General features: G+C 34.1%; 23 protein-coding genes. 11 read left to right on the plus strand and 12 right to left on the minus strand.

The window, feature by feature from the left end:
* Nucleotides 1-54: 54 nt before the first annotated feature.
* The 7 genes from ACXGSQ_RS15385 (at nt 55) to ACXGSQ_RS15415 (ending at nt 10,264) form a co-directional block, all read left to right on the plus strand.
* Nucleotides 55-5,091: a DUF5724 domain-containing protein gene (locus ACXGSQ_RS15385; RefSeq protein ID WP_458627033.1), complete on the plus strand. Its 5,037-nt coding sequence runs from the start codon at nt 55-57 to the stop codon at nt 5,089-5,091.
* A 121-nt stretch (nt 5,092-5,212) separates the two neighbouring features.
* Nucleotides 5,213-5,626, plus strand: coding sequence for a hypothetical protein (locus ACXGSQ_RS15390; protein WP_458627034.1), 414 nt, complete (start codon nt 5,213-5,215; stop codon nt 5,624-5,626).
* 18 nt (nt 5,627-5,644) lie between these two features.
* Entirely contained in the window at nt 5,645-5,965 is a 321-nt protein-coding gene (locus ACXGSQ_RS15395) for a hypothetical protein (protein WP_458627035.1), read from the plus strand.
* 78 nt (nt 5,966-6,043) lie between these two features.
* Complete coding sequence (locus tag ACXGSQ_RS15400; RefSeq protein WP_458627036.1) at nt 6,044-6,562, plus strand: GNAT family N-acetyltransferase; 519 nt, start codon at nt 6,044-6,046, stop codon at nt 6,560-6,562.
* Between the two features lie 157 nt (nt 6,563-6,719).
* The gene (locus tag ACXGSQ_RS15405; RefSeq protein WP_458627037.1) at nt 6,720-7,334 is read left to right on the plus strand and encodes a DUF1444 family protein; all 615 of its coding nucleotides are present in this window, start codon (nt 6,720-6,722) and stop codon (nt 7,332-7,334) included.
* A 138-nt stretch (nt 7,335-7,472) separates the two neighbouring features.
* A complete protein-coding gene (locus ACXGSQ_RS15410) occupies nt 7,473-7,853 on the plus strand; it encodes a hypothetical protein (RefSeq protein ID WP_458627038.1) in 381 nt (126 codons plus the stop codon).
* 35 nt (nt 7,854-7,888) lie between these two features.
* Entirely contained in the window at nt 7,889-10,264 is a 2,376-nt protein-coding gene (locus tag ACXGSQ_RS15415) for a leucine-rich repeat domain-containing protein (RefSeq protein ID WP_458627039.1), read from the plus strand.
* 89 nt (nt 10,265-10,353) lie between these two features.
* Here the strand turns inward: ACXGSQ_RS15415 and ACXGSQ_RS15420 are convergent, their stop codons facing one another.
* From ACXGSQ_RS15420 to ACXGSQ_RS15475, 12 genes are all read right to left on the minus strand, one after another.
* Nucleotides 10,354-10,788 (minus strand): hypothetical protein, encoded by a 435-nt coding sequence (locus ACXGSQ_RS15420; RefSeq protein ID WP_458627040.1) that lies wholly within the window; start codon nt 10,786-10,788, stop codon nt 10,354-10,356.
* Nucleotides 10,789-10,806: 18 nt separating this feature from the next.
* Nucleotides 10,807-11,316 (minus strand): endonuclease V, encoded by a 510-nt coding sequence (locus tag ACXGSQ_RS15425; RefSeq protein WP_458627041.1) that lies wholly within the window; start codon nt 11,314-11,316, stop codon nt 10,807-10,809.
* A gap of 141 nt (nt 11,317-11,457) precedes the next feature.
* Nucleotides 11,458-11,730 (minus strand): hypothetical protein, encoded by a 273-nt coding sequence (locus tag ACXGSQ_RS15430; protein WP_458627042.1) that lies wholly within the window; start codon nt 11,728-11,730, stop codon nt 11,458-11,460.
* 69 nt (nt 11,731-11,799) lie between these two features.
* Nucleotides 11,800-12,456 (minus strand): suppressor of fused domain protein, encoded by a 657-nt coding sequence (locus tag ACXGSQ_RS15435; protein ID WP_458627043.1) that lies wholly within the window; start codon nt 12,454-12,456, stop codon nt 11,800-11,802.
* Nucleotides 12,457-12,498: 42 nt separating this feature from the next.
* On the minus strand, nt 12,499-13,104 hold the full coding sequence (locus ACXGSQ_RS15440; protein WP_458627044.1) for an SMI1/KNR4 family protein: 606 nt from the start codon (nt 13,102-13,104) through the stop codon (nt 12,499-12,501).
* 10 nt (nt 13,105-13,114) lie between these two features.
* The gene (locus ACXGSQ_RS15445; RefSeq protein ID WP_458627045.1) at nt 13,115-13,531 is read right to left on the minus strand and encodes a hypothetical protein; all 417 of its coding nucleotides are present in this window, start codon (nt 13,529-13,531) and stop codon (nt 13,115-13,117) included.
* A 20-nt stretch (nt 13,532-13,551) separates the two neighbouring features.
* A complete protein-coding gene (locus tag ACXGSQ_RS15450) occupies nt 13,552-14,310 on the minus strand; it encodes a DUF2314 domain-containing protein (protein WP_458627046.1) in 759 nt (252 codons plus the stop codon).
* 148 nt (nt 14,311-14,458) lie between these two features.
* Nucleotides 14,459-15,604, minus strand: a complete 1,146-nt coding sequence (locus tag ACXGSQ_RS15455) for a hypothetical protein (RefSeq protein ID WP_458627047.1) — start codon at nt 15,602-15,604, stop codon at nt 14,459-14,461.
* Nucleotides 15,605-15,698: 94 nt separating this feature from the next.
* A complete protein-coding gene (locus tag ACXGSQ_RS15460) occupies nt 15,699-16,955 on the minus strand; it encodes a hypothetical protein (protein ID WP_458627048.1) in 1,257 nt (418 codons plus the stop codon).
* Nucleotides 16,956-17,006: 51 nt separating this feature from the next.
* Nucleotides 17,007-17,648 (minus strand): hypothetical protein, encoded by a 642-nt coding sequence (locus ACXGSQ_RS15465; RefSeq protein ID WP_458627049.1) that lies wholly within the window; start codon nt 17,646-17,648, stop codon nt 17,007-17,009.
* A 178-nt stretch (nt 17,649-17,826) separates the two neighbouring features.
* Nucleotides 17,827-18,591 (minus strand): DUF6892 domain-containing protein, encoded by a 765-nt coding sequence (locus tag ACXGSQ_RS15470; protein WP_458627050.1) that lies wholly within the window; start codon nt 18,589-18,591, stop codon nt 17,827-17,829.
* Nucleotides 18,588-18,731 carry a DUF7738 domain-containing protein gene (locus ACXGSQ_RS15475; RefSeq protein ID WP_458627051.1) on the minus strand — a complete coding sequence of 48 codons (144 nt, stop codon included), beginning with the start codon at nt 18,729-18,731 and terminating at the stop codon, nt 18,588-18,590. Before ACXGSQ_RS15475 ends, ACXGSQ_RS15470 begins: the two co-directional genes overlap by 4 nt.
* Nucleotides 18,732-18,927: 196 nt before the next feature.
* Here ACXGSQ_RS15475 and ACXGSQ_RS15480 point away from each other — a divergent pair, with 196 nt between their 5' ends.
* From ACXGSQ_RS15480 to ACXGSQ_RS15495, 4 genes are all read left to right on the plus strand, one after another.
* Nucleotides 18,928-19,278 (plus strand): hypothetical protein, encoded by a 351-nt coding sequence (locus ACXGSQ_RS15480; RefSeq protein ID WP_458627052.1) that lies wholly within the window; start codon nt 18,928-18,930, stop codon nt 19,276-19,278.
* A gap of 2 nt (nt 19,279-19,280) precedes the next feature.
* Nucleotides 19,281-20,147, plus strand: coding sequence for a hypothetical protein (locus ACXGSQ_RS15485; RefSeq protein WP_458627053.1), 867 nt, complete (start codon nt 19,281-19,283; stop codon nt 20,145-20,147).
* Nucleotides 20,148-21,290 carry an adenylosuccinate synthetase gene (locus tag ACXGSQ_RS15490; protein WP_458627054.1) on the plus strand — a complete coding sequence of 381 codons (1,143 nt, stop codon included), beginning with the start codon at nt 20,148-20,150 and terminating at the stop codon, nt 21,288-21,290.
* Nucleotides 21,291-21,425: 135 nt separating this feature from the next.
* Nucleotides 21,426-23,912 carry a hypothetical protein gene (locus ACXGSQ_RS15495; RefSeq protein WP_458627055.1) on the plus strand — a complete coding sequence of 829 codons (2,487 nt, stop codon included), beginning with the start codon at nt 21,426-21,428 and terminating at the stop codon, nt 23,910-23,912.
* The last annotated feature ends 4 nt before the right edge of the window (nt 23,913-23,916 follow it).

A 23,916-nucleotide genomic window follows, 5' to 3' on the forward strand; every position in this document is an offset into this window, starting at 1 on the left:
GAATTCCCTTTATCTTGCCAGCAATTATTGAACCTTTCGAAATGAAAGCAAATAATGACTAGTAACAATAGATATAAAGAATTACAGCCTATGATTCCAATAGAAGACGCTAATAAATACATTAAAACACATAAAAAACCAGATATCGATCGGTTTGAATTTCGTTTATTTTCAGAACCATATAGAATTTTAGCTAAGATTTTAGGAGGTATTAAAAAAGAAAAACGAGACTACTATGATGTTTCAGATTTTATAACTGTATTTGATGATGCCTTAACCGTAAACCCTTGGGCAAACCCAGAAGGTATGCGTTTAGGAATACAATTATACGGTGTAATTCAGGCTCCTTATTTATCTGCGATGTGGGAATTTATGAATACCCTACCCTACCAAAACGATTATGACAGACAAGCATTTAGATCAAAACCATCTAAAACAATTTTAATTAATAAATTAAATTATTTTACCCGATTTTTACATTTTAGTCGCATGGGTTATGGTGGTTTAACGCTCCGTGAACAATTTCAATACAGCGTTTATCATCCTAATTCTAATAGTTATTTTTTGGCCACAGTACTTCATAATGCAGAAGGTCTATTTGATGAATTATTAGACGATATTATACAAAATGAAGATGATATTGGAGGGGTTAGTGCCGATATTATTAAAGCCCTATTGCTCTCTGAAGAAGAAAAGCATTGGGAGATGGTGGCTAAATTACTACTTGCAGCCCAACGTCAAGAAGGCTTAAGACAAACTATTTTAGAATCTTTAGACGAATCTAGCCTTGGTGCTCTAAAATATATAATTAATGTCGTTTTAGAAAATGACCTTACGCGCTTTACAAGTGTCACTAGAGCAGTAAGCACTTGGTTTGGTTTAAAATGGGAAACCCCTAAAAAATCGGTAATTAACCGCGTATTAGTACTCGCACAATCCTTAATTCTAAATTTAAAAGAAGTTGATACCTTTCTTAAAAGTAAAGATAACCTAGAGGTTTTAGTCGGTCTATGGGCTATAGGAATTCTAGATGTAGATACCGCAAACCAAAAAGCATTAGATATTGTTTTTTCTTCAGAAAATAGAAACAAGAAAATTTTAGCCTTATATTTTATTTCGAAAACCGACCGTACGAATGATGCTTTAGTACCGTATTTCACAGAACATTTAGGTAAAGATTACGCCTTAGACCATTGGATGGCGGTAAATTTACCTTCAAATATGTCTTTAGATAATGAAACTTTTAAAAAATTATTTAAAATAGCAAAAACTGCTGAAGACAAAGGAAAAACCTTTGAAAGTAAAATATTCTCTTGGTGGAGTTTTACACCGTCGTCTTATTACTTCTATCTCTTTCTTATTAATGATGCCACTGAAGAACAATTAGAGTTAATGGCAGAGGATTTAGAGAACTTGCCTACCGAATTTAGAGAGCGTTATATCCGTAAAGTATTTCCTAAACATTACAGCTATTCCTTTTATAATTATCAACAAAATGCAAAGAAAAAAGACCGTTTAAATTTCGATCAAAATTCTTGGAAAAGAGCCCTAGCAAGAAAAGCGATTTACAACAGAAATGAATTGTTAATGGCAACAGGCCTTAACTTGTTTAGCAAAATGCACCTCTATGATAAAGATATAGAAATTGTAGAAGATTTATTACGACGAAAACACAAAAATTTACGTACCTCATTAATTCAATTACTATCCGAATTACCTGCAGATCGTTTAAGAATAAGTACTACCAAGTTGGTCTCTTCAAAACATATTGAGCAACGTTTAGCAGGCTTAGAAATACTAACCCTTTTACACGACACTAACCGACAGTCTAATTTTATAGAAACGCAAATTCATATTTACAACCAACGCCCAAAAATTACCAAAAACGAACAAGTTTATTTAGATAAATTTAAAGACAATGTAGAAGAATTAAATTTCAGTAATGGTTTTGGAGCTATAGATTATGATAACTTAACCCCCTTGTATATACCACAATCTCAATTTGAAAAAAAGACCAATTTCTTTGATAAATTAGGAATTACAACTTCAGCATCTTCAGGGTTTAAGTTCAAAAATTTTATAGATGTAAATAAAATTATTAAGGAAGTCAATACATTAATCGATATTGTTGCTCAAAATAAAAATCACGAATACCAGCTAGATGGACACCAAGGGGAAACCTATACGACTTTTATTGAAAATGGAGTTCACGATATTAAAAAATTAAAACGTGATGCTAGCCCTTTAGAACACCTACACAATATCCCATTAGCGCATGTATGGATTGCTTGGTACGAACAGAGCAATCTTAATGATTTTGAAATGTATGCCGCCATTCGCTACATCAATCACCGTAATAATCCTTTTGGGAAATATAAGGAGTTGGAACCTTTTGTACGCCAATATTATCCAGATTTAAAGGCTTTAAATTTAGGAGATAAAGAAAAATATTATACCACAAACCCATATGAAACTATTTTAAGCCGTTTGTTTAAAGTCTATGCAGAAGAAAAAACAATAGTCGCTTTCAAACTAGATGTTATGGAAGATATTATTGCTAATTTCCCTGAAAAATTTAAATTACTTCAATATCAACCCTCTAGCTATCGCTATAATGTTACAACCTATAATTGGACAAATATCGTTCTACCACTAACTCCCTCCATAAGTTATGACAACTTAGATCATCTAAACGCAGAACAACTTCAAAGATATTGGGGACTTTATATGTATTTAGTTGCGCAAGATATTAGTCATCCTCACACGAGTACCGACGTAAAAATTATGACCACTCAACCTAACAAGCCTGATACAGTCCCATTTCCAAGTCCTGAAGTCACTTTAAAACTCTACAAAAAACGTCTAATTAACGATGATGATTTACGTTTTCAGGCTTTAAACTGCGATCAACTAATGACCATTATGGACGGTGGTTTTAATTATAGAATGAACTATAAATGGATAGAAAGAAACTGTGTCCCTAAACACGTCATATCCCCCTTAAAAATCAACTTACTAGAAACCGAATTAGAACGTGGAGATTTAATCACATCTGCAACAAAATACATCAATTCTATTCACCGCGTAGAGGGAGTCGATTATGTATTTCGAATTTTAGAACGCTTAGGCAAAGATAATTTTGAACGGGGTTATAGTTATTATGGCGATAGTAAAAAAACAATTTTTAGTGCCCTTCTAAAAAAAACAATTTTTAAAGATACCGAAGGTTATCCCGATTTTGCCGCACGCGCAGATGCTTCTAAAGTCACCAAAAAACGTTTGATAGAATTAGCCTGTTATGCGACACAATGGACAGGTGTTATTGGCGAATATTTAGGCTTAGAAAAACTAGAAGATGCTGTTTGGTGGTTTCAAGCACACGCTTCCGATTATATGAATAGCGAAAAAGAAACCATTATTTCACGTTATTCTAACATTCCAAAAAGTGATTTTGCCATTGGCGCCATAGATATCGAATGGTTTAATAGAGTCTACAAAACTCTAGGAAAATCTAATTGGAAATTACTGCACGATGCCGCTAAATACATCTCCGACGGAAACGGACACCGACAAGTAAAACTCTATTCTAGCGTTATGTTAGGTGAAGTAAAAATTACCGAAACACTAAAGAAAATTAAAGACAAACGCGATAAAGATTACGTACGGGCTTTAGGCTTAATTCCATTAAGTAAAACCGTTCCTCAAAAAGATGTCTTAAAACGTTACAACCTATTACAAGACTTTTTAAAAGAGAGCAAGCAATTTGGACAACAACGTCAAGAAAGTGAAGCCATTGCGGTAGGCATTGCACTAGACAATTTATCGCGTAATGCGGGTTACCAAGACCGCGTGCGTTTCAGTTGGGCCATGGAAGCCAAAGCCACCCAAGCCATTATGGAACATGCAGTCATCAACATAGAAGAAACGGAAATTGAACTGGTCATTAACGCCCTTGGTAAAACAGATATTAAAGTTACCAAAGCAGGGAAATCATTAAAAAACATTCCTGCCAAATTGCGCAAAGACAAGCAAGTTATCGCTTTAAAAGAGCACAAAACCTACTTGTCTAGACAATACAGCAGAACGCGTTTGTCGTTAGAAAACGCTATGGTTAACGAAGATGAATTTACTGCGCTAGAAATTCATAATATGATGCAACATCCTATCGTAAAAGTGATGTTGAGCAAACTAGTCCTTTATGTTCCTGAGAAGGAAATATCTGGATTTTATAACGTTGGCATTTTAACAGATGCTTCAGGACAAACGCACCCATTAGCCGAAGACGATGTCTTGCTTATTGCGCACGCATCTCACCTATACCAAGCAGTAACATGGGATGTGTACCAAAAGTTTTTATTTGCAGAGCGCATTACCCAACCTTTTAAACAAGTGTTTAGAGAGTTGTATTTAATCACTAACGACGAACGTGAACACAGCAACCGTTCCGAACGATACCAAGGGCACCAAATTCAGCCTAAAAAAACCGTAGCATTATTACGCGGTCGTAGTTGGACGGTAAGCATGGAAGATGGTTTACAGAAAGTGTATCATAAACGCGGCTTTATAGCCACCATGTACGCCATGGCAGATTGGTATTCGCCGTCTGAAGCTGAGGCACCAACTCTCGAAGACATCTGTTTCCATGCTATAGATAATTACAAAAGAATTCCGTTAACAGAGATTCCTCCTGTCGTTTTTAGCGAAATTATGCGCGATATTGATCTTGTTGTCAGTGTTGCCCACGTTGGTGGTGTCGATCCAGAAGCCAGTCATAGTACCATGGAAATGCGTGGGGCATTGGCCAAAGCTTCTGCTCAATTATTCAAGCTAAAAAATATCACGGTTAAAGAGCGTCATATCTTTATAAAAGGCACTTTAGGAGAATATAGCATCCATTTAGGAAGTGGTCAGGTGAGCAAAAACGGACTCGCATTATCTATAATCCCTGTCCATAGTCAGCACAGAGGACGTATGTTTTTACCATTTGTAGACGACGATCCAAAATCGGCAGAGATTATTTCTAAAATGAAATTACTTTCTGAAGACCATAAAATTCAAGATCCAACCATTTTAGCACAGATTAATAGTTAATTATAAATGATAAGGGCGTTACCTCGCTTAGGCGAGGTCGGGCTTTCTGTTACAAGTCCTCGTGCTAGCGCACTGTGGGCTTTCCACGACAATCCCTAACGCAAAAAACATCCGCATACAAATGGAACTCACATTACAACTAAAAAGACTCGGGAAAAAAAAAGTAAAAGAAGTCTCATTTACACTAGAAGACCATCCGAAGAATTTAGAAGAATTATTAATCGGTTGTGTAAAACATCAAGTTAAAGCTTTTAATACCAAACGCACCGAGGTGAACGTTATCGGATTTTTAAGTCCAGCCGAAATACAAGAACAAGCCCAAAGTGGTAAAGTCGATTTTGGAGACATCAATAACACCGATTTAGCGAATTTGCAAAAAGCCATCGATACGGTGTTACTCGGATTTAAAGACGGCCTTTTCGTGGTTTTTGTAGACGATGAAGAAATCACCGATTTAAAAGCACCTTTACAACTCACCTCAAACAGTATAATTGCTTTTATAAGACTCACCTTTTTAGTCGGCACCTATTGGTAGTTTTATAATACAGCAATCATGGAACTCAAAAACCTACAAACCCAATTATCAGAATGTATTACCGAGCAGCACGCGGTATGGGCGCATCTATTAGCAAATACCAACTATGGGAATTATGCTTCAAGTTTTTGGAACGTCACATTAAACCCCAAAGCTGTTTCTGTAAACCTGAAGGATAAGACATTCACATTTCATAACGCAAATTTTATATTTGATGTGGAAGTCGGTATGTCATTTGGCGACGATCATAGTCTATTTACTAAACAGGTTTCCGGACACGGCACATTTCAATTTGTGGACACTAAAATCATTCAATTGGAAACTTTAATTCTTAACTAAAATTTAGACTTTCAGCATCTATAAAAATCATAATTTCGCAAAAAAAGATATTCAGAATAGAAGCAAAAAGGAATTGAAATGATTGAAATTATAAAAGCAAATGTGGAGCATTCCGAATTAATTGCAGAACTAGCACAACAGACCTTTTCCGAATCTCATGGCCATAGTGCTTCTAAAGACGATATAAATAACTTCATTCTAAAAACCTACAATACTGAAGCCATACGCAAAGAATTTGAAAACAAACAAGTCGCATACCACTTTATCTATTATAACGAGACCCTTGCTGGATTTTCAAAAATAGAATTGCAATGTCCTCATCTAAATATAAGCGATAAAAACATTACCAAACTAGACCGCATCTACCTTTTAGAAGCCTTCCAAGGCAAACGATTGGGGGCAAAATTACTTAATTTTAATATTGCTTTATCTAAAAAACAGCACCAAAATGGAATTTGGTTGGTTGTTTGGACGGAAAACAACAAGGCTGTAAATTTTTATAAAAAAATGGGCTTTGAGATTGCTGGGTCTTATGATTTTCAAATTTCTGAAACACATTCTAATCCCAATCATGTGATGTATTTAGAATTTAAATAACATCACTTTTAACGTATAATAATAAGGTGTTTACATAACTGTAACACCTTTTTTATATCTAAAAGTAAATAGGTAAAACTTGAAATGGCTGAATACCGTGATAAAAGGGTCGTGCAACTACTCTAAATTTGTGCTAAACAACAAAACCCTTAACATTATGAGTAATACCATTTACGGACCAGAAAAAACACCTGAAGAAATAGAAAAAATAGTAGAACAAACTAAAAATAGTGATCAAAAAATCTATCCTATCTTAAAACCTGGAGATTGGGTTGGGTTAAAAGCAGGGGCTTTAAGCTCTACTTTAATACCTTCCGAAAATGGAGCTGAAGTGGTGATTGGATATGGAATGGATACTCCTGATAACTTTGTGTTTTTAACACAACAGCACCTCAAAACCATGGATGCTAAACAAATTACAAAAGAAGCTTTTGAAAATTTAGAAAACTATGAGTGCGAATTTGATTTTGTTAAATCCTTAAATAACAAAGCTGTTGCCACTAACGGAAATGACTTTTCAAGTGAAACCATTCTTTCTAGAACACATATGCTAAAAGCACATGCTATGTTAGAAGCCGAAGAATTACTCGTATCCATCCCAAGAAGAACATGTATGACAATCATCTCAAGACAAGCAGATGAAGACACAATAAATAAATTTGCATACTTACACAACTACACTTGGAATGATGATAGCTTTGGAAACGCACCTATTACAAATTCCTTTTTTATTGTAAAAGAAGGTAATATTGTAGGTCATATAGGTTTATAAAAGAATACAACTTTTTTTGAAGAAGCTAAAACGTAACAACAACGAAAACACGCTAACATAAAAAAAACAGTGTTTACCGTTGCTTGCTGTTAATTAAGCAACGGTAACTTTTTTTTAATCATTTAAACTTATACGATTTTGAAATATTTAGATTTTAGTATTAATGGAAGAGTGCAAAACCTTATGGTCGATGTCTTTGATGCCATAAGCGCTTCGGAAGATTCAGAACTTAAAATTAGCGAACTTTTAGATACCAGAAGCATCTTTGAGCTTGTTTTTGAAATTGTTAGAGCTACTGGTTTTTATAATCAAGATGACAATTTTAACCTCATTAAAGCCTTAAATATAGATACTAACGAAGCAAACCACGAAGACGCTTTATATACCACTTGGATCACCATGGGACAAAACTTAAATACAGCTAAAACACAAGAAGAATTTAACGCTAAGTTTGCTTTGTTTGTACCTATCATTCTAAAAAGAATGGAAGCTATCAATCGTATTCAGGAATCAAAATAAGCATTATAACCAATGCTTTTTACATTAAAAAAACTATGGATTTTAAAATAGAACACCTTACGACTTATTTTAAAGATTTAAAAACATCGCATCATTATCCTGAAGCTTTCCTTTACGAAATGTTTTTAATAGGAAAACTAACAAGAGATAAAACCATTATTAGTGAAATTTCTGAAACTTTAAAAAAACATGGTACTGAAGCAATTAATAACGCCTTTAATACTCAAAATAAATTACCAGAAAAAGCTAATGATGCAGCCAAAGTAATAAATGTATTGCTTCATTTTGGAAGTATAGATCCACTGTTTCCAATAGGAAAACTCTATGCAATGCTAGAGTTCTCATCACTTTCTATAAATGAGGAAGCTATGGCTAAAAAATTAGAAGAGCAACCTCATCTTATTTCTCGTTTAAACGGTATTATAAGGCTACGCATTAAAGATGTATTTACCAATGAAATTCCAGATGAAATTAGCGATATAACCTCTCTGACTTCTTTAGAAATAGAAGGCAAATACAAACAATTACCTAATACCATTGGTCATTTACAACAGTTAGAAAGCCTTTGTCTAGAATTACCTCAACTAGCTCATTTTCCTGAATCTTTTTGGACGCTAAACAAGATTAAACAATTAGAATTAAGTAATATCAATACGGATTTTCAAGATTCACTTCAACTAGAAAAACTTAAAAAGTTAGAAACGCTGGATTTCTTTGAGCTAAACTTAAAAGACGCATCTGAACTGCAATTACCAACAAGTTTAAAGGAATTGAGTTTTATTCGGTTAGAAAATCTAACAAACCTTCCTAAAGCTATTGCTAGACTTAAAAACCTTGAAAAATTTAATATTTTTAAATGTCCTAAATTACTTAACCTTCCGACAGGATTAAACCAGTTAAACAAGCTTTTCGTCATTAAATTAAAAACTGTTCCATTAATTAAAACCATAGAAGACCATCAAATATTTACTCCTAATTGTGAGTATATTACATTAGATGACCACATACAAATAGTACCTGGCACATTACCTATTTCAAATTCAGAATTATTAATCAGAGATGTCAAAATTTTAAATTACGTTTTATCGCATTCTGAAAACTTTGTCAACCTCAAAAAACTAAAAATTCATTACATCACTGACTTCTCTGATGTATCTGTTGGTTTAGGACAACTACCATTACTAGAATCTATTGATATTCATCAAGGAAGCCAAATAAAAACCTTGTTTGAGAACATTGAAAAATGTACACAGTTAAACTACTTGAAATTATACGATGTAAACATTGAAACATTCCCAAATGGTTTAAAAAACTTGAACCATTTAGAATATCTAAGTTTTAATAGTTGTCGTGAATTGGTACTTAATGGCACACATTTACCACGAAAAATAAAAGAATTACAGCTCTTTGCCATTAAGGAATATGTCGCAGCTGAAAAACGACTAGAAACGGAACACGCTTATTTTGGAAATTTAACGATTGAAGCACCTAAAGTTTTATTTAGCAACTTAATTACTAAAACACTTCATTTTTCAGGAATTAATGAGTGCCAAAACACGGAAGACGACTTAACACAATACTTACCTAAACCTAAAGCGTTAACCACTCTAAAAGCCTATACTAACATAGGCCATTTTAAACATGTACTTCAATATTGTACTAATTTAGAGTATTTGCATTTAGATAATAATGAGGCCAGTACAGCTGCTCTATCTTGTTATCCGGCACCGCAATTAAATTATTTAAAATTAGATTTCTATAAGGCCAAAAACTTAGAAGAATTAATTGGCAATATGCCAAATTTAGAAACCTTAGACATTGCACATTATGAGGTTACAAAAGTATTCCCTAAAGTGTCACTACCTTATTTAAAAACTTTAGATTTAAGTTATACGACTTTTGCAACTTTAGAAAATCTAGAAGCCCCCCAATTAAACAAACTAAGAATTGCATTGAGCTACGAGTTTGGAAAGGAAGCTTATTCAAAGTTAAGTCAATTTAAAGCATTGAAAAAACTAGAGTTATTAGGTATTGGTGATGATGTAAATACCATCCCAGAAAACATAACCGAATTAAAGCTCACCGAGTTTTTAATAGGACATAATTATGAGGATTTACCTGAATTTCTTAAGCGAATAACCACTTTAGAAACCTTAGCGCTTGGAGGAAATAATTTTAAAGATTTACCTACTTGGATTGCCGATTTGCCAAAACTAACCCGTTTAGATATTGATGGTTGTAAGTTTGAAAACCCTGTACCTGCGTATTTTAGAAAACTAAAATTGAAGGAACTAAAATATTACCTTTCTGGTTTTAGTGGATTTAACATGAATCCTGAAAAATACAAATACTTAATAACACCAGGTTACACGCAACTAATGAAAGAATTTAGTAAACAAGACACCGACTAACGGCTGTACATCTATCACATAATAAAATCCCAATTACAACTTCGTAATTGGGATTTTTTTGAGGTAAATTTAATGTTTTTACTAGAAAATTATACTTCTGAATACGTTTTAATCAATGTATACAAGGTCCATTTTGTTTTAAACAAACTACCATCATCATGACGAAAAATATCAAGTGTTTTACCATCATGTCTATCTATAAATAACAAATCTCCTTCACTATTTTTACCAATAGTTATACTGGCTGATAACATTAACATAGACCATTTTTTTCCTTTCTGATCGTAAATTGTAGGTCCTAAAATATCTTTCAGAGAGTTGGCATAAGCTTTTAAAGCACGAACTTCGCTCACTTCCATACCATCAATGTTTGTTAAGGCAATCATCTTCTCAAAACTAAATAGTTTAAAATCTTCATCTTCTACAGTAACCGTTCTAGGTTTTTCTGCAATAAAATCTCTATAATTTTTTCTAAACATCAATTTTGCATTGTCTACAGATGTTACAATAAAATCTTCATTCATACTTACCATTTTCAATAATTAATTCTTAGTGTTATCTTTGGTCATAGTATCTACGATTTGTAACAGCGTTGGCATTCTGTATTTACCATGCATGTTTTTGATGTTGTTGCAGGTACTTTCTAAATCAATCCCAATAGTAGAGACAAATAACGGTTTTATACTTTCACCTCGAAAGACTTTTTTAAAGGCAGCTTTTTTAGTCTTAAATTCAGATTTGGCAATACCAACTACAGCTATATTCTTCTCTAATGCTTCGTATAAGTGTCCGCCTAAACCTAATTTATGATCTTCTAAAGTAGTGTAACCATCAACAATTATTAAGTCTATTTCTTCCAAATTGATCTGTTTTAATAAATTCAGAATACACGGTAATTCTCTTTTATAAAAAGAACCTGGTTCGTATGCAGCAACGCCTTCAATTATATCGGTATAGATCTGTACAGGTTCCTCATCTTCCCAATCATTAAAGCTTACCGCAATTGTTTTCGCTTTTCCGTCGTAATAATAAGTATCAAAAGCAAGTTTCATATTTCTTGTGGTCCTAATTTCTCCATTTGATGTTCATAATAACTTAATGCTTCAACTCTAACAAAATCAGTGTCATTCGTATTATCTGCTATCGGTTTTAATAAATCCGTATATTTTTTACGCTCATCGTCTTTTAAACCATTAGAATCTATTAAGCAAAAGTGTAAAGGTAATCGTTCCGTTTTTTGTATTTAATTTTATTAACTCAGCATCATAAATCTTGTAATCTAGCTTGTCTATAACTTCTATAAAATGAATAAAAGAAAAGTTTTCGTCTAGTTCTGGATCTTGATGTTTTAAGAAATCAAACAATGCTCGAATCAGTTGTTGTTTTTGCAAATCTACAAGACACTCTATATCTACCAATTCATTAGTAATAGTGTTAAAAAACTGACTAATATCATAATCTTCCATAGCGTCATTAACTTGGAAGTTTTGAATTTGTTTGGGAGCATTTTCTAAATTCAGAATAAACAGTTTAACCTATTTTCGCTCCAAATCTGTAATCAATAAGGGATTCTTTTGCTTTAATTCCTTAATTAACTGCTCTACTGCTGTTGTTGTAGGATTTGCCTTTAATCGTTCTACTTCGTCTTCTGTAATACCTACAAGTTGTAAAAATGTAACTTCTCCGTGTGGGGTTTCAATCTTTCCTAATTCGGGATCGACAGCAAATACAAAACCAACAATTTTAGTTTCTGTGTTGAGTCTAATAGGACCATTTGCAGGTATAAAATGATTCTCTTCAAACCATTTACCACTGCTAAAAACATACCGTGCCAAATTATTCATAACCTGAATAGCCCAAGTTGGCTCGCCTTTATCGTCTTTAAAAGGTTTTAACCGGAACGTAAACTCGAATCCCCATTTACTGAACTCTTCTTCTGATTTGTCTTCATTATAGTACAATTCAGACATCCCATAACTCACTAAATGCTTGTGTGTTTCTTGATGATTAGAATCGTAAATACTAGCACCATCTATAGGATCTGTACCACCTGCACTAAAATGAAGTCCGCATAAAGGACCATAATGCTTTGGCTCGGTTGCTCCGTAAATATTTTCTAAAGCTTGGTCTATAGCTATCCAACCCACAGCATCTTCCTCTGTAAATTTACGTTTATAAGTTGCTTTGTCCATTTTAATTTAATTAGTGGTATTATTAGTTCTTAAGACGAGATTTTATCTTAAATTATCGTCTTGTATAAAATTAAATTTATTATCTATGAGCATTTGTAAATAGGCTTCAAAACTATCTGCTATTACTTCAAACTCATTTGGATCGTGAAGAAACTGCACTACCTGTCCTATTGTGCCTTTTTCTGAAGGACTATAATCTATGTATAGCTGAGATGTACCTCCGTTATTTGTACAATCTGAAAAATGAAGCCAATTAAGATCCTTGGCATTTTTCAGGATTTTTTCATCTATATCTACTCCATCATATTCTCCATCTAAATAATCTTGATAATTATATGGGGCATCATCTTTATTTTCTAAAATTTGTTGAGACGATAATAAGTAATAGCGACGTTTAGATAAATCAGAGCCCAACAGGATAAAAGCAATATCTTCGTCTCCATAGGTTCTCCAATACGTACCATCTACATACTGCAATAGATTAATTAACGCCTTAGGAATAGAAGGACAAGCTGCTTTAAGTTGATCTAAATCTTCTTGAGACGCGCCATGTTTTACGTTTTCAAAATGGTCCCAAATGTCTTTGCCTTTAGCATTATAATAAGCACTTTTTAGTCCTGAGATATATTTATCTGCTATCGTATCCATATTAATGTTTTTAATTTTTTGATTTACTCTCAGTTATAAACTCTAATGCTTCAGAATTCATGACATGGTTATAAGTTCCGTTTTGCAGTTCTAAGCTATTGAAATTAAAGTATGAAGATTTTATACTATAAACTTTAATAGGCCCTCCGTTTCCTTCCTTTGCCCAGTCTTGAAAACTTTTTTTCATTGTATTTTGGTTATCCCAAACATATAGTTTTCCTAAAGATTTTTGGATAATTCCAAATTCATTATAATGTGTTGCTTCGGAATTTTCAGTAGTTACAGAGCGAAAAACAAGGTCTCCATCTATAATTTTTTTATCAAAAATTAAATCCACGCTTGCATCTTCCTGATGGTTAAAAAACAACCACGAAAGTGCAAGAATGCATAAAATTCCAATAAAAATGTATAAAAATGTAGTTTTCATTTTAAAAATGATGTATTACATTATTTTAAAACTGGTAAAAGGTGAGCCCAATTTAAAGCTGTAGCATAGTCTAAAGCTGTCTTACCTGTATTGGTTTTAGCTGTTTTATCAGCCCCAAGAGATAATAGAATATCAACAGCAATTTTATTTCCGGCAATGGTTTCTGTATGTAATCTAGTTATACCATTTTCATCTGCAGCCGTAACCACTTCTAGATTCGCTTCAAAGTAATCTCTTGCAGGTTGCTCCATAGCTTTACTCATGGGATGCTCGATTAAGTTTTCTTCATTTTCTTCTTGCTGATAAGCAACCAGTACGTTATTATGATCACCAAAATCTAATCCCCAAGTAGAATCATGTTGTGCTCTAGCCTGAGCCGTCATACCAGAACGTAGTACCTGAATGGTAAACCCACCATATGTTTTACGGTCTATAGCTAGCATCCAATCGGATATTTCCGATAGATGTCTAGAGATTGTATCTCCTTCAGAGACATTGGTGAGTTGATTGGGAGCATTCATTAAAACACCTGTTATCATTTCGCCATCAAAATCAATCTCACTAATCCACATATGTTCTACAACCGCCTCTGATCGACCTTCAAATTCTTGTTGAAATGGGAATTTTACTAAGGCTAAATCGTGTGCAGGAACAACACGCTTAGCTTCCCAATATATTTCACGCCAGAAATAATTGAACGTTTCTCTAGCTCTACGACTAGCGGTTATCATTTTTTCATTTTGCGGTGCATAAAATACCTCTTTCTGTTCTTGACTCATTCTATTTTATATTTTTATCTTAAAAAATTTTTAAACTATACCCAAACCTAACAGCGCTATCACAAACAGATATCCTTGGCACCAACAAAGGTCCCTCCTTTGTTAAGCTCTTATATATGCCCCATTAATTTGCTTTTTTACGAATGGATTATTCCAATTCGTTTTTACGTTCTTGAAGGCTTTCTATAAGTAAATCGATATTTTTCAATTTCTCTGCGTATGCGCTTTTAATTGCCATTTGTGATGCTTCAATAGTCGCACTAGAATCGAAATCTAACTCCACTAATTTTTCTTCAAACTTAAGAATGTCATCTTTGGCATTAGGCTTAAAGAACATAGCAGGTGCCCCTTCCATTTTTTCTAAATCTTTAAGTGAAACCATTTTAACAGCTCCTAATTGAGCCAAACCTAATGCATCTGAGGCTACAAACGTATCATTTAATGCAACTGTAAAATTCGCTTTAGATGGAAGACGATATACAACACCTTCAACCGTTGCTTTATTTTCCAATTCTGGTAATAAGGATACTTCTGGTTTTGGAAATTCTAATGTAAGAATAGTATTTAAGATGCCTCTATTTTTAAAAATATGCTTAGGATATATGGTATGGAAAATCGAATGATCTTGAGTATTGGACCAACGTCCTTCCTCAGAATAGAGCTCCGTTGGATCAATGATAATGGTGTATTTTAGTTTCGTTTTTTTAACATAAGGTTTAAAATCTTCGTTAATCATTGTAAACTGACTTTTATAAAAAAACACAATATTTAAGGCTAATTCGGCATCTTCTTTTGTAGTCACTTTATCTATATTATCCTTCATTTTTAAAACCGAAGCATAAGCTTCTGCTTCTATGCTAGAATCTGTTAAAGACGCTAACCGTAGTGTTTCATTAGTTGTTATAGGTTCTGACGGAACACTAATAGTTTCTCCTTCAACATGTGATTTAGCATGAGCTGCAGCATTTACAAATAATGCCTCAGGTAATAAATGACCTGTTGTTACAAAGGTTTGAGAAGGGTCAGCAACTAAAAGCTTCGTCATTTTAATAGGATCTTCAATCGTGATTTTAGTCGTACTTGTCGTTAAGGCCTGATCTACCCCATTTTTAAAAACCCTTGGTTCATTTACCGTATAAATAACATCTAATTTTAAAAGGGTTTTAGATAATTGATACTGTGTTTTATCAGTGATTATTGTGCCGTCTCCCTGATATAAAGCAGTATACGTTTTTTTACCACATGAAGAGAGCAACACGAATAATAGGACGAAATAAGAAAGTTGATTTTTCAATTTGAAATTATTTATTTAAATGTATTTAGTTGTAGATATAATTTTTTAGAAATCTCAAATTATTAGCGATGAGACTTAACAATAGGTTCTGTTATTACCATTTCATTATGGGTTCATCTTTCCATAAAACCAGGCGGAAATCTTCATAATGTTTTCCGGTGCCAATAGTATGGTTATCTCTAAGTCCTTTATCTAATTGTAATTTGTGAAGCATCCCTGAAGCTGAACCGACCCATAAGGTACTTTCGTCTTCAGAAATAGTTATTCCTGTAATTGTAGATCCTAAAAAGTATTTCCAAAAACAATGACCTTGTGTATCAATTGCTTTAATATACCCATAGGCATCTCCTAAAATATAATATTTTGAAGTTGCAACACCACAATACACGCGCATACCATCATCTATAGTTGTATAATAGTCACTTTCTTCATAAGCTGTTATATGGAGACCTTTTACGTTTGAAGTATCAACTCCAATGGTAACACCATTATAAAAGTGACAAGAATTTGTAATTAACTGTTGGTCATCTTTAGAAAAAAGACAGAAATCTGGGTAAGAAGATTGTGCACCAATTTGACCTATTTCGTCACCATTGGCATCTAAAATTCTATGATCACAACATTGGTCACCAACAACAATGTACCTATTATCGTTAGAAAGTGTTCCATTTTGCATATCCATATAAGGTTCCCATTCATCATCCTCTAAATCTTCAATAGGATGAATCATCTTTTCACCTTCACTAGAAATGATAAAAATCCCTTCAGATGTTACCAATAAAACTTTAAGTCCGTCGTTAAACGGAATCAATTCCGAAATACCTAAATTCTTAGCCTTATCTAATTTAAATGTCGCAATAACAGCACCTTCCCATCCTTGGGTGGTTACAATAGTATTATTTGATATTATGGCGAAAACATTATGTTGCTTAGATTTTCCTATCACATTAATAGTCGTATCAAGTGCAATGACCTCATCGGCTTTTAGTATATACGCCTGTCGTTTTTGATAAGCTGTTCCTACTACAAAGACAATTTTTTGATCTTCTATATGATGTAATTGCTCTATACTTTGCCCCTTTTCCTGCATAAACTTTACAAGAGGACCATGTGCTGGCGGAAAATTGGTCCGAAACTCAGCAACCGTATCATTTTTATTCGCCGCTTTTAAAAGTTCATAAACAGCATCTGCCAAATGGTCTCTTTCATCTTTAGGTTCTTCACCTTTCCAGTTTTCCCAGCCATTAGTATCTCCAAATTCCACCATGGCATTCACATCAGTAGCATATTTGTGTCCTAATGTATTCCACTCTTGCTTGATGGTTTCTATAGTCTGTTTTGTCAATTCCATAAAACGTATATTATCGTGTGTTGTTGAAATAAGTATCTAGTAAACCGTATATTAATTAAAAACGATTGCCGTATGGTTGGCAATACTAAATTTAGCGGCATCTAAAAGTGTTGCGCAAACTAAGGTCTCTACCCAAAAATCACCTCTATCCGTAATTTTTTTATTGACTTCTGGTAAATTGGAAACAATATCATTTTCGTTTAGAGTGATCCCTAAATATTTAGTAAGACTTTTTAACTCCCTTAGCAGCTGGTACGACGAGCCAATCATTGCTCCGGGCACAGGTGTTTCATCGGTATCAAAAAGAACTTCTGGCAATTCTATAGGAAGGTAAAAACCTTCAGCATCAGAATGCGTTAAAAGATGACTAGACATATAAGAATAATGTTCTTCTAAAATAGCATCATCATAGGGTTCTTCATCTAATGAAAAAGGTGTTGGCTTCCAATTGTCATTAGCTTCATTTTCCCAAACGTGCGCAGCAAAACGTCTTAAAAAATGTAAAAACACATAAGGAAAACCTCCTGAGTTCAATGGTGCCCTTTCTAAAACATGGGGTTCTTGGTGTGGCTCTAAATTATTTGCCGCCAATATCACATTGATATTTTCAAAAATAACATTGTAAGCTTCATAACCCTCTGGTTCGTTCTCTATAAAATCTGCTAAAATGCCGCTAGTAATCGCCAATCCCATTATCGTGTTGTTTTTATTTTACAAGGCAAAATTAGAATTTAAGACGCCACGTTCTATCACTGAAATTAATGATATCTATAAATACTGAATTCTAGTTTTAAAAATATTAGCAGATAAAAAAAGCACGCTTTAACTAGCGTGCTTAAAATAATCTTGTCGTTTAGACGTTATGTTGTTTCTACAACCATTCAGTCGCTATACCCATTGCTATAAATTCATCATAAACGTTATCTTTAGCATAGCACAAGATTGCTTTTTTTAAGTTAGGAAATTGTTTAGCATCTACACTACATTCTATATCCCAATAGTCTACGGCTCCTCCAGAAAAAGGGGCTAAATTCATATAAATATCGTTACCTCCGTCTTGATGAATTTCTGTAACCTCCTTAGCCAAACGCTTTGGGATTGGTAAATCTTTAAAATAGCGTTCTACTTCTGCTATTGGCCCATATCCTTCTTCATCAATATTGATCTCTCTAGCTCTATACCATTTTGCAAATTCATGTATATCAAATTGAGGTTTCAACAATTCTTGCGTGTACATTAACGCTTCAATAATAGAGAGTTTAAACCCAAAATCTTCAAAAGTCAATATTTCTTCTTCCAAGGGTTTTATGATGTATTTATCTTCCGGAATCCCTTCCCAACGGGTATATGGTTTGTAGGTCCCCACTTCAATTGCATAAATACGATCATCATCACTATCAAACCAAGCACTAATTGTATTGACAACTAATGCACCACTAGTATCGCCTCTAAACAATTTTACGCGTTGGTTTTTATGTGTCCTGTAGTAATTGACAATATCCTGATTATTAAAGTGAAATAGTCCTGAAAATAGCTGCTTTGGACTAAAATCATACGTTTCAAATTCTAATTGCACCGTTAGCGATTCTATAAGCTCACCCTTTTTTGAATAGGCTAAAATCCCTAAAAATCTCAAGTAAAAATAGTATTACTTTTTCTTTTGACGATGCGGTAATCATCATTTAAACATTCTTTTAAAGTCTGTAAAGCCACAGGAAACACAATGGATACCGAATTAATACGAAACCCTTTTGAAGATAAATGTAATGTTGTCATAAATACGTTTAAAAAAGGCCAAAGGTAATGACTCGATGTAAATACGGCATGCCAGTATTCAGTGATATTTAAATGCTAATAATGTATCTTTTCTAAAATGATGTCAATTGAAGTTTACACAGCCAAAAAATAAAATCACCCTTTTCAGGGATAAATAAAACCATAACGAGATCTAACTTTGTTGAAAATAAATTTTATGGAAGATCAAGTTAAAAGCGCTGCGTTTTTAGAATCATTAAAGCGCAACAATGAAAAAATAAGAGACGATCGTGCAAATGCTATTGCCGAAGATGCTCAATTGCTATACAAGCGCGAAACCGAAGATTTAGCGCTCTCTTTAAAACGCTTAAAACGCGAACAAGAAAACATGTTAGACATGAGTCCCACAGACGCAAATAGTTTGGTTTTAGCTTCCGATTTTAACGCCAAAGACTATGTTGCCAAAGACTTAGAAATGGCTGTAAAGATTAGAAACTTAGAAATAAAATTAGAACTAGCCAAAAAGCGTTATGCGCATTTATTTGGTGGTACAATAAACGAATTATAATTATGGGAGGAGGACGATTTAGTTACGATGCGTATACGCAATTAAGAAAATCTAAAGGCTACAGCGCTAAATCTAGAGATGAAATATTTACCTCTAGACAAATCGATCCAGAAATGGATCCTGCCAACGTACGCGTCAGAGAATCGAGAGATTCAAAAGAACATCCAGAAACCGTATCCATTATTGTAGGTTTAGATGTTACAGGAAGTATGGGCTTTGTACCAGAACACATTGTGAAGGAAGCCCTGCCAGATCTTATTGGGTCTTTAATGGAAGCTGGCATTGAACATCCACAAGTTTTATTTATGGGTATAGGTGATTTTATATATGACCAAGCCCCGTTACAAGTTGGACAGTTTGAATCCTCTGCTGAATTGTTAGACCGTTGGCTAACCCGAGTATATTTAGAAGGATGTGGTGGCGGAAACAACCAAGAAGGATATAATTTAGCGCATTTGTTTGCTGCACGTCATACTTCAATTGATTGTTGGGAAAAAAGACAACAAAAAGGGTTTTTGTTTACCATTGGTGATGAACCCGTATTTCCTACCATTCCTGCAGAAATCATTAAAAGATATACCAATGCAGACGAAGCAGAAACCATAACCACTGAGGCCATTATTGAAGAGGCACAAGAAAAATACCATGTGTTTCACATGCATTTAGAGCATAATGAATGGGCAAAACTAGAGAAACGTAAAGGAAACTGGAAAAGCCTTTTAGGTGACAACTTTATAGAAATTTCAGATTTTAAAACGGTAGCAAAACGCATTGCAGAAGTTGTGATTCAACATCACAGACCAAGTACTTCCCAACCAACAGATACGTCTTCTGATAGTTCTGGTATCAACATAGAAAATATGTTGTAAATGCCAAAGTGTAGCATCGTTATAGATTTAGGATTTGGTGATGCCGGAAAAGGCCTAACGACGGATTTTCTGGCATCGCAACATCCTGAAAAAAGTTTAGTTGTTCGGTTTTCGGGTGGGCATCAAATTGGGCATACCGTAAGCACAGATACCCTTACACACACCTTTAGTAATTTTGGGTCAGGCACTTTATTGGGCGTGCCAACGTATTATTCGGAACACACAAGCCTATTTCCGCCAGCGATTCTAACCGAAGGTCATTTTCTAAAAGCGTATCAACCCAAACTCTACCTTCACCCCTTGGCCATGGTGACCACCGTTTACGACATTGCCTATAACAGAGCCATTGAAAAACAACAAAATCATGGCTCTTGTGGTTTAGGATTTGGAACTACAATTGCGAGAAACAGGGCCGAAGTTTATTTCTATGCCAATGATTTACAGTTTCAATGGGTTTTAAAACAACGTTTACAGAGTGTAAAAACGTATTACGACACACAACTAAAAACACAACCCCAAAATGTTCGGGACTATTATAAAAACGAACTTTTAAATTATAACGAAGATTACTTTATAGAAAGTTGTCTAGCGATTCAGAACTTGTATTGTTTAGCGACGCTTTCCGAATTATCATCAAATTTTGAACACTTTATTTTTGAAGGCAGTCAAGGTATTTTACTAGACACGCAACATGGTTTTCACCCCCACACCACTTGGAGTTATACCACGTCTAAAACTGCGATTCAGCTCATAAAAACACACTTAAAACATTCCGAAGAAATAGAGGTTTATTACGTTACGCGCTGTTATCAAACACGTCATGGCAACGGCCCTATGTCTAACACCGAAACAGTCACATTGCAGAATAATGAAAATGAAGCAAACGTTACCAATGAGTTTCAAGGTGAATTTAGAACCCAAGCCTTAGATGCAGAATTGCTAAATTATGCCTTAAGTTGCGATGCCATTCACCATCAAGATATAAAGCTTCAAAAACAATTACTAATAACGTGTTTAGATCAAATTCCAAGTTTTTCTTACGAGCAATTACTTCAAAAACTAGACACAGAATTTAATACGGTATACGGAAGTTATGGCCCAAAACGACAATGCATCAAAATTCTATCAGAGCCATTTCATTAAAATTAAAACTATGATTATCTTAGGGCTTAGCATCTTTAATGTTAAAAATCATTAGTTTCAGTGATAAGGATTTCATGGTTCTAAAGTACCTTGTTAATATTAAAAACAGACTATAATTTGAATAACTCCCAGCATATGTTTGCCATTTTTAAAGCGCATAGCCTACCTAAATTAAATACAGCGTCTCTTGAAGCTTCTGAAGCAAAAGCCCTCCTTCTTATTTTAGAATTGATAGATGCTACAGACTCTGAAGCCTATAAAAATGCTAAAAACAGTAGTACTACCCAATCTACTAGTGCTGCGTTTACAGAAAATCTAGCACAACATCTCTATAACCATCCTAAAATATATGCAAATGAACAACAAGGTTTAGAGTTTATCGCCTCTTGGCTTCCACTTTTAAAAGCGGGATTTTATCCTGATAAACAAAGCACAAATAAACTGGTCGATTTTTTAAACTTCAGTCTTGGCTATATGTCTTCTAAAGACCTTTCGGAAACCTTAATAAATAAAGTCTTTGAAGTTATATACATATTAGTACATAGTGCTTCCGCAGCCTCATTTCCTGTAGCACACTTTTTAATTCATCGGGCTCTTGATATTAGAGATTATCTGAGTTCAGATTTTTTAATTCAACAATGTCTTGAGCACTCTATTTTAGTTGGCAACTATACAATTGTCAATTCAGACAATGTGTCCATAGACTTTCCATTTAAAATCAACACCGATTTTGTTGAGCATTTTTACACCGGCAACTGGCAGCAATTAACAACAGACTTACACCACATATTACCAGTTGGTCGTATATACAATACCAGTGCTTATGAACTAATCACTCCTTGGTTAAGTTCCGATTTAGCAAACTTTTACAAAGCGCACATAGAATTAGCCTTTGCGGCACACCAAGCCATAAAAGATCGTTTAATTTTTCAAGAAGCTAAAAGCTTGGAGTTACTTAATATCAAAACAGCCGATAATTTTTACCCACTAATTGCTGCTTTAGGCTCTAAAGTCTGGGATGCTGGTGATGTATTAATTTTTAGTCATAGAGATAAAACGATTCCACATCTACAAGTCGATGCTTGTTATTTACGATTTTTAGATTGGTTATCAGTTGATGGCGGAAGTAATTTTTATTCCGAAGCATTTCAAGATTACGGGAAATCTATTTTAAGCAACAATACAGCTCGAGCACTACCTGTGCAATACATTCCATTTTGGTTTCAAAAATGCCATCCCAAATCGGGTATAAAAAACCAAATGGATCTATATAACCGTTTGTTTTCAAATTTATTAATCCAAACGGAACATAACCAATTACCTTTGATGCGTTTTGAGCATAAGGATCTACAGCTTACCGGTGATTTTTTACTAACTAAGGTCTTTCAAATTGACGAGAATTTTAAAACTTGGCTAGAGGGCTTACAAAAAGAAGGGATTAAAAATCCATTAAATCAATTTCTACTACTGACGCTTTATGATGCTCGCAAATCTTTATTGAACTTATATAATGAGGCCCAACAAGAAGTCTTACACATTTATGCTATTGCCATGGCTTACTCAGCAAGTCAAGCTTCTGAGGCTATTAGAAAACAACAGTTACCTTTAATTGTAAAGATTCTGACGACCTTATGCGTTGATGCCGGAAACTTTATGCGTGTTAATGAAATTTGGGCACTAAAACATATTGATCATTGCATTGTGGACCTGTGTAATAATTTTGCAAAACATCATTATATAACAGATACCACACCGCTTCACTTAAATCGCGTGCAGTCTTGGTATAATTTTCTAAGCGATTACTATTACAGCGCAACCACCGAAGCCGTTTGGGTTTCAGAAATGTTAGAAACACAAGGTCAACGAACGGCTATTTTTTTTAATCGTATCGAAGACGACATTACGTACGTCATAAACGACACTATAAACCGGCTACTTCACTTTCATAAAAAAAGCAAACAGTGTCTCACTAATCAAGCTGTATTTAATGGTCTATCAACACAAATTGAAACGTATTTAACAGATCTTCTTCAAGAATTAGATAAAGACAAATTAGGCGAACACACCATACGTTACTTGCATGAATATAGCAAAAATGAAACTTATGGTTTTCAGAATAAAACAGCTTTAATAAATGCCATAAATGGCTATTACGATTTTCATTCGGCACAAGAATCAATTACAGAGACCAACGCCCTTATAGAGCAACTCAATTCACCACAAATTGAAATAGAAAATGTTCAAATTGATCGAAAATTTGTGGAGATTATAGTACACAACCTAGAGCATTATAAAACAGAAGGTACTTGCGATATCCAACTTTTAAAAGTTTTAGACTACAGAATAAAAGACTTTAAAATTTGGCTATTATGTGATGAAACAGGTTTAGAAAGCCGATTTAGTCAAGCGTTATATATGACCTTATTAGATACCGACTTAGCACCAGGCACCACCTTAGAAACTTTCGGAACCTTATGCAGAAGCTTGTTTGTGCAATTGACCAAAGGTTCTAAACTGGCAAGTTCGTATGCTATGGGTTTAAAAGCAATGACGAAATCTGGAGCCTATCCCGAAGACTTAACAAATGTTTTACGACAAGTCATTGACGATTTAAATGCATAAAAGA

The sequence above is a fragment of the Winogradskyella sp. PC D3.3 genome (assembly GCF_054366245.1).